At 60.3% G+C, this 6,845-nt stretch carries 5 protein-coding genes; 3 read left to right on the top strand and 2 right to left on the bottom strand.

Going from position 1 to position 6,845, the window contains the following annotated elements:
• Positions 1-162 precede the first annotated feature (162 nt).
• Complete coding sequence (locus AC1RO5_RS30815; protein WP_493179542.1) at positions 163-2,040, top strand: sigma-54-dependent Fis family transcriptional regulator; 1,878 nt, start codon at positions 163-165, stop codon at positions 2,038-2,040.
• A 116-nt stretch (positions 2,041-2,156) separates the two neighbouring features.
• Here AC1RO5_RS30815 and cysS read toward each other — a convergent pair whose 3' ends face one another.
• Positions 2,157-3,539, bottom strand: coding sequence for a cysteine--tRNA ligase (gene cysS / locus AC1RO5_RS30810; RefSeq protein ID WP_493179540.1), 1,383 nt, complete (start codon positions 3,537-3,539; stop codon positions 2,157-2,159).
• 20 nt (positions 3,540-3,559) lie between these two features.
• Positions 3,560-5,257 (bottom strand): glutamine--tRNA ligase/YqeY domain fusion protein, encoded by a 1,698-nt coding sequence (locus AC1RO5_RS30805; RefSeq protein WP_493179537.1) that lies wholly within the window; start codon positions 5,255-5,257, stop codon positions 3,560-3,562.
• A 262-nt stretch (positions 5,258-5,519) separates the two neighbouring features.
• On the opposite strand from AC1RO5_RS30805, the gene AC1RO5_RS30800 reads away from it, so the two are divergent.
• Both AC1RO5_RS30800 and lpxH read left to right on the top strand, forming a co-directional pair.
• Positions 5,520-6,023, top strand: coding sequence for a peptidylprolyl isomerase (locus AC1RO5_RS30800; protein ID WP_493179535.1), 504 nt, complete (start codon positions 5,520-5,522; stop codon positions 6,021-6,023).
• A complete protein-coding gene (gene lpxH, locus AC1RO5_RS30795) occupies positions 6,020-6,772 on the top strand; it encodes a UDP-2,3-diacylglucosamine diphosphatase (RefSeq protein WP_493179533.1) in 753 nt (250 codons plus the stop codon). Before AC1RO5_RS30800 ends, lpxH begins: the two co-directional genes overlap by 4 nt.
• Positions 6,773-6,845: the final 73 nt, after the last annotated feature.

Here is a 6,845-nt window from a genome sequence, read left to right as displayed (position 1 = left end):
CCCCCCCCCCCCCCCCCCCCCCCCCTCCCCCCCCCCCCCCCCCCCCCCCCCCCCCCCCCCCCCCCCCCCCCCCCCCCACCCCTGGCTCCTACAGTTATGTAGCGTTTGAACGTGATGCAAAACCCATAAAAACAATAAAAGCTTGCTCAGAGATCGACCGCCATGGCCGTACCTGTCTCAAAGCGCTCCCACGATGCCATCATCCAGGACTCCTGGTCCCGCTGCCGCGCCTTCGGGCTCGATCATCAGAGCGCTCCGGCGTTCGATCAGCTGCCGGCAGACGGCATCGCCCAATTGCTGGAGAGCCAGCATTCCCTGGTGCAGACCACCCATCAGGAAGTCCTGCCGTATTACGAAAACATCCTCAGCAACTCCAATTGCCTGATCATGCTCGCCGACAATCACGGCCAGGTGCTGACGTCGTGGGGCACCCAGCGTTTCATCGAGCCGAGCCTGACCCGCGGTTTCAGCGCCGGCGCCAGCTGGATGGAGCATTGCAGCGGCACCAATGCGATCGGCACCGCGCTGGCCTGCGAGCAGGCGGTGCACATCGAGCACGATGAACATTTCCTCAAGGCCAACCGCTTCATGACCGGTTCCGCCGCGCCGATTTTCGATGCCGAGCGCAAGGTGATCGCGGTGCTGGATGTGTCCAGCGACAGCTACCTGCCGCCCTCCCACACGCTCGGCATGGTCAAGATGATGAGCCAGACCGTGGAGAACCGGCTGATCCTCAACCTGTTCCACGGCCAGCATTTCCAACTGACCTTCAACACTGGGCTGAACAACCTCGACAGCCAATGGGCCGGGCTGTTGATCTTCGACGAAACCGGCCAGGTGCTGTCGGCCAATCGCCGGGCCGACAATCTGCTGGGCATCAGCCTGTCGCGGGTCAGCGTCGAAAGCCTGTTCAAAGTCTCGTTGATGGAGCTGCTGAATCAGCCGGACGGCCTGCCGTTTTCCCTGCAAGCCTCAGGAAGCAACCGTTTCCAGTGCGTGCTGAAACGACCGAAACAGGCGTCGATTCAGGCGCGGCTGTTTGCAGAAAAAAAGAGCACTGAAACGAAAAGCCCTGAAATAAAGTGCACTGAGCCCGCCCTGGCAGCACCCGCCGCAATCAGCCTCAACACCCTGCACTTCGGCGACAGCCGCGTGGAAAAAGCCGTGCGCCAGGCCGAGCGCTTGCTGGAAAAGGACATTCCATTGCTGATCCACGGCGAGACCGGGGTCGGCAAGGAAGTCTTCGTCAAAGCCCTGCACCATGCCAGTTCACGCAGCAAACAACCGTTCATTGCCGTCAACTGTGCAGCGATCCCCGCCGAACTGGTGGAGTCCGAGCTGTTTGGCTACGAGAAAGGCGCGTTCACCGGCGCCAACCAGAAAGGCAGCATCGGGCTGATCCGCAAGGCCGACAAAGGCACCCTGTTCCTCGATGAAATCGGCGACATGCCGCTACCGACCCAGGCCCGGCTGCTGCGGGTGTTGCAGGAGCGTTGCGTGCAACCGGTGGGCAGCAGCGAGTTGTTCCCGGTGGACATCCGGATCATCTCGGCGACCAACCGTTCGTTGCGCGAGCAGGTGCAGTTGGGGCGGTTTCGTGAGGATTTGTATTACCGCATCGGCGGTTTGACCCTGGAACTGCCACCACTCAGGGAACGCAGTGACAAGCAGGCGCTGTTCAAGCGCTTGTGGGAACAACACCGTGAACCGTCGCAATGGGCCGGGTTGAGCCCCGAGGTGCTGGAACTGTTCAGCCGCCATCCGTGGCCGGGGAATTTGCGTCAGGTCAGCAGCGTGATGCAGGTGGCGCTGGCCATGGCCGAAGAGCAACCCGTGCGACCGGAGCATTTACCGGATGATTTTTTTGTCGATCTGGAAATGGAGCCGGTGGATACGCCGGAGCCGATAGCCGTTGATTTGAATGATGCCGAGGCATTGAATCGGCAATTGCAGGCGGCTGGAGGGAATATTTCCCACTTGGCGCGACGGTTGGGGGTTAGTCGCAATACCTTGTACAAGCGGTTGCGCCAGATCGAGTGACAGAGTTGATCGTTCCCACGCTCCGCGTGGGAATGCAGCCCGGGACGCTCTGCGTCCCAAGAGTCGAACGCGGAGCGTCCGTTGAGGCATTCCCACGCAGAGCGTGGGAACGATCATCAGTCAGCCAGTCGCCAGGTCGTACCGCCCTTGCCGTCTTCCAGCACCACGCCCATGGCGGTGAGCTGGTCGCGGATGCGGTCGGATTCGGCCCAGTCCTTATTGGCACGAGCCGTCAAACGAGCCTGGATCAGTGCATCGACTTCAGCCGCATCGACCCGCCCTTCGGCACCGGCCTGCAGGAAGTCATCGGCTTCAAGCTGCAACACACCCAGCACGCTGGCCAGCTCCTTCAAGCGCGCCGCCAGACCGGCCGCTGCATCCAGATCGCTCTCGCGCAGACGGTTGATCTCGCGGACCATCTCGAACAGCACCGCACAGGCTTCCGGCGTGCCGAAGTCGTCGTTCATCACCTGGGTGAAACGCTCGACGAACGCTTCGCCACCAGCAGGTGCAACGCTCGGCAGGCCTTTCAACGCGTGGTAGAAACGCTCGAGCGCGCCCTTGGCGTCCTTGAGGTTGTCTTCCGAATAGTTGATCGCGCTGCGGTAGTGGCTCGACACCAGCAGGTAACGCACGACTTCCGGGTGGTACTTGTCGAGCACGTCGCGAATGGTGAAGAAGTTGTTCAAGGACTTGGACATCTTCTCGCCATTGATGCGAATCATGCCGCAATGCATCCACGCGTTGGCGTAGGTCTTGCCGGTGGCCGCTTCGCTCTGGGCGATTTCGTTTTCGTGGTGCGGGAACTCGAGGTCGCTGCCGCCGCCATGAATGTCGAAGGTCTCGCCCAGGCAGCAGGTGGACATCACCGAGCACTCGATGTGCCAGCCCGGACGACCGTCGCCCCACGGCGATGGCCAGCTCGGTTCGCCCGGCTTGGCGCCTTTCCACAGCACGAAGTCCAGCGGGTCCTGTTTCGACTCGTCGACTTCGATTCGTGCACCGATACGCAGGTCTTCGATCTTCTTGCGCGACAGCTTGCCGTAGCCCATGAACTTGGCGACGCGGTAGTACACGTCGCCATTGCCCGGTGCGTAGGCGTAGCCCTTGTCGATCAGGGTCTGGATCATCGCGTGCATGCCGGCAATGTGGCCGGTGGCGCGCGGTTCCATGTCCGGTTTGAGAATGTTGAGGCGAGCCTCATCCTCGTGCATCGCTGCGATCATGCGCTCGGTCAGCGCTTCGAACGACTCGCCGTTTTCACGGGCGCGATTGATGATCTTGTCGTCGATGTCGGTGATGTTGCGCACGTAGGTCAGGTCGTAACCGCTGAACCGCAACCAGCGGGTCACCAGGTCGAACGCGACCATGCTGCGGCCATGGCCCAGGTGGCAGTAGTCATATACGGTCATCCCGCAGACGTACATGCGCACCTTGTTGCCATCCAGCGGCTTGAAGACTTCTTTGCTCTTGGTGAGCGTGTTGTAGATCGTAAGCACGACGGTTCCTTAAGACTAAATCACTGGCCCCACGAATCACGCAGGGTCACGGTACGGTTGAATACCGGAGCGCCCGGTTTCGAGTCCTTGATATCAGCGACGAAGTAACCTTCGCGCTCGAACTGGAAACGGTCTTCCGGCTGTGCGTTGCCCAACGAGGGTTCAGCACGACAACCGGTGAGGACTTGCAGTGAGTCAGGGTTGATGTTGTCCAGGAAACTGGCGCTGTCTTCGGCCTTCTCCGGGTTCGGAGAACGGAACAGACGATCGTACAGACGCACTTCGCACTCGACGCTGGCCGCTGCCGGCACCCAGTGCACCACGCCTTTGACCTTGCGGCCTTCAGGGTTCTTGCCCAGGGTTTCCGGATCGTACGAGCAACGCAGTTCGACGATGTTGCCATCGGCGTCCTTGATCGCTTCGTCGGCACGGATCACGTAGCTGCCGCGCAGACGCACTTCGCCGTTCGGCTCCAGGCGCTTGTAGCCTTTTGGCGGCTCTTCCATGAAGTCTTCACGGTCGATGTAGAGCTCACGGGCGAACGGCAGAACGCGCACACCCATGTCTTCTTTCGGGTGGCACGCCAGTTCGAGGTTTTCGACCTGACCTTCCGGGTAGTTGGTGATCACGACTTTCAGCGGACGCAGCACGCACATGGCGCGCGGGGCGCTGTGGTCGAGGTCGTCACGGATGCTGAATTCGAGCATGCCGAAGTCCACCACGCCGTCGGAACGGTTGGTACCGATCATTTCGCAAAAGTTGCGGATCGATTTCGGCGTGTAGCCCCGGCGACGGAAGCCCGACAGCGTGGACATGCGCGGATCGTCCCAGCCATTGACGTGCTTTTCATCGACCAGTTGCTTGAGCTTGCGCTTGCTGGTGATGGTGTAGTTCAGGTTCAGACGGCTGAACTCGTACTGACGCGGGTGCGCCGGTACTGGCAGGCTGTCGAGGAACCAGTCGTACAGCGGACGATGGCTTTCGAACTCCAGGGTGCAGATCGAGTGGGTGATGCCTTCGATGGCGTCCGACTGACCGTGGGTGAAGTCGTAGTTCGGGTAGATGCACCACTTGTCACCGGTCTGGTGGTGGTGAGCGTGACGGATGCGATACATGATCGGGTCGCGCAGGTTCATGTTCGGCGAGGCCATGTCGATCTTGGCCCGCAGCACGCGTGCGCCGTCCTTGAACTCGCCGGCCTTCATGCGGGCGAACAGGTCGAGGTTTTCTTCAACCGAACGGTCGCGGAACGGGCTGTTCTTGCCCGGCTCGGTCAGGCTGCCACGGTATTCCTTGGCTTGTTCAGGGGTCAGGTCGTCGACATAGGCCTTTCCGGCCTTGATCAGCTCTACCGCCCAGTCGTGCAACTGGTCGAAATACTGCGAGGCATAGCGCACTTCACCGGACCATTCGAAGCCCAGCCATTTGACGTCGCTTTCGATCGCGTCGATGTATTCCTGGTCTTCCTTGGCCGGGTTGGTGTCGTCGAAACGCAGGTGCGTGACGCCGCCGAACTCCTGGGCCAGGCCGAAGTTCACGCAAATCGACTTGGCGTGACCGATGTGCAGGTAGCCATTGGGCTCAGGCGGGAAACGAGTAACGATCTGCGTGTGCTTACCCGAGTCCAGGTCCGCCTGGATGATCGGGCGCAGGAAATTGACCGGCACGGCAGGGCCGGTCTTGGAATTCGAGGTAGGGTCGACAGTGGGCTTGCTCATAGGATCCTTGAACGTACAAGTGCGCGGCCAGTTGGCCAAATCAAAGCGGCTGTTATAAATCAAAGGGGCTTATCATAGCCGATGCTGTCAAGTGGCTGACAGAGCAGGCCGGCAATCGGTTGCATTTAATCGGCCGGCGATGAAAAACAGCCTCGAAATTCACGCCCGGCACGCTAAACTGCGCACCTTGGCCGACACTGGCCGGACCGGTTAAGGGCCAAAGCGCCCCGAAACCCACGAATTTCTATAAAGAGTACTGATCATGACTCAAGTCAAACTGTCTACCAACTTCGGCGACATCGTCCTGGAACTGAACGCTGAAAAGGCACCGCTGACCGTTGCCAACTTCATCGAGTACGTCAAGGCCGGTCACTACGAAAACACCGTTTTTCACCGCGTCATCGGCAACTTCATGATCCAGGGCGGTGGTTTCGAGCCAGGCATGAAAGAAAAGAAAGACAAGCGCCCAAGCATCCAGAACGAAGCCGACAACGGCCTGCCGAACAAGAAGTACAGCGTTGCCATGGCCCGCACCATGGAGCCGCATTCGGCTTCCGCGCAATTCTTCATCAACGTGGCTGACAACAGCTTCCTGAACCACAGCGCCAAGACCGTTCAGGGCTGGGGCTACGCGGTATTCGGCGAAGTGGTTGCAGGCACCGACGTAGTGGACAAGATCAAAGGCGTGGCCACCACCTCCAAGGCCGGTCACCAGGACGTACCTGCAGACGACGTGATCATCGAGAAAGCCGAGATCATTGAGTGATACTGCTGATTTCAGACTTGCATCTGGAAGAGGAGCGCCCGGACATTACCCGGGCGTTTCTGGATTTGCTCGCTGGACGCGCCCGCTCGGCGAGTGCGCTGTACATTCTGGGCGACTTTTTCGAGGCGTGGATTGGCGACGATGCCATGACGCCGTTCCAGCGCTCCATCTGCCAGGCCCTGCGCGACCTCAGCGACAGCGGCACGGCCATTTTTCTGATGCACGGCAATCGCGACTTCATGCTCGGCAAGGCCTTCTGCAAAGCAGCCGGCTGTACCTTGCTCAAAGATCCGAGTGTCGTGCAATTTTACGGCGAGCCGGTGCTGTTGATGCACGGCGACAGCCTCTGCACCCGCGACGTCGGTTATATGAAGCTGCGGCGCTACCTGCGTAACCCGATCACCCTGTTCATCCTGCGCCATCTGCCCTTGGGCACCCGCCATAAACTGGCGCGCAAGCTGCGCAGCGAAAGCCGTGCGCAGACGCGGATGAAGGCCAATGACATTGTCGATGTCACGCCGGAAGAGATTCCGCGGATCATGCAGCAATACGGCGTGAAAACCTTGATCCACGGCCACACCCATCGCCCCGCCATCCACAAGTTGCAGATTGGCGCGCAGGCGGCCAAGCGTATTGTGTTGGGGGATTGGGATCGTCAGGGCTGGGCGTTGCAGGTGGATGAGCAAGGGTTTGCGTTGGCGCCGTTTGACTTCACCCCGCCACCGCAACTGGCAGCACCTTCAGCCTGATCGTTCCCACGCTCTGCGTCACTAGTGTCCGGTAAAACCTTTTCAGAGCTGAAGGCTGCCTTGGGCAGCCTTC

The organism is Pseudomonas sp. GW822-FHT02G04, from assembly GCF_058802085.1.
This window is presented reverse-complemented; position numbering and strand designations above follow the sequence as displayed.

Coding starts and splice junctions, on each gene's coding strand:
- AC1RO5_RS30815 (WP_493179542.1), top strand. CDS start 163: ATGGCCGTACCTGTCTCAAAGCGCTCCCACGATGCCATCATCCAGGAC.
- AC1RO5_RS30805 (WP_493179537.1), bottom strand. CDS start 5,257: ATGAGCAAGCCCACTGTCGACCCTACCTCGAATTCCAAGACCGGCCCT.
- AC1RO5_RS30800 (WP_493179535.1), top strand. CDS start 5,520: ATGACTCAAGTCAAACTGTCTACCAACTTCGGCGACATCGTCCTGGAA.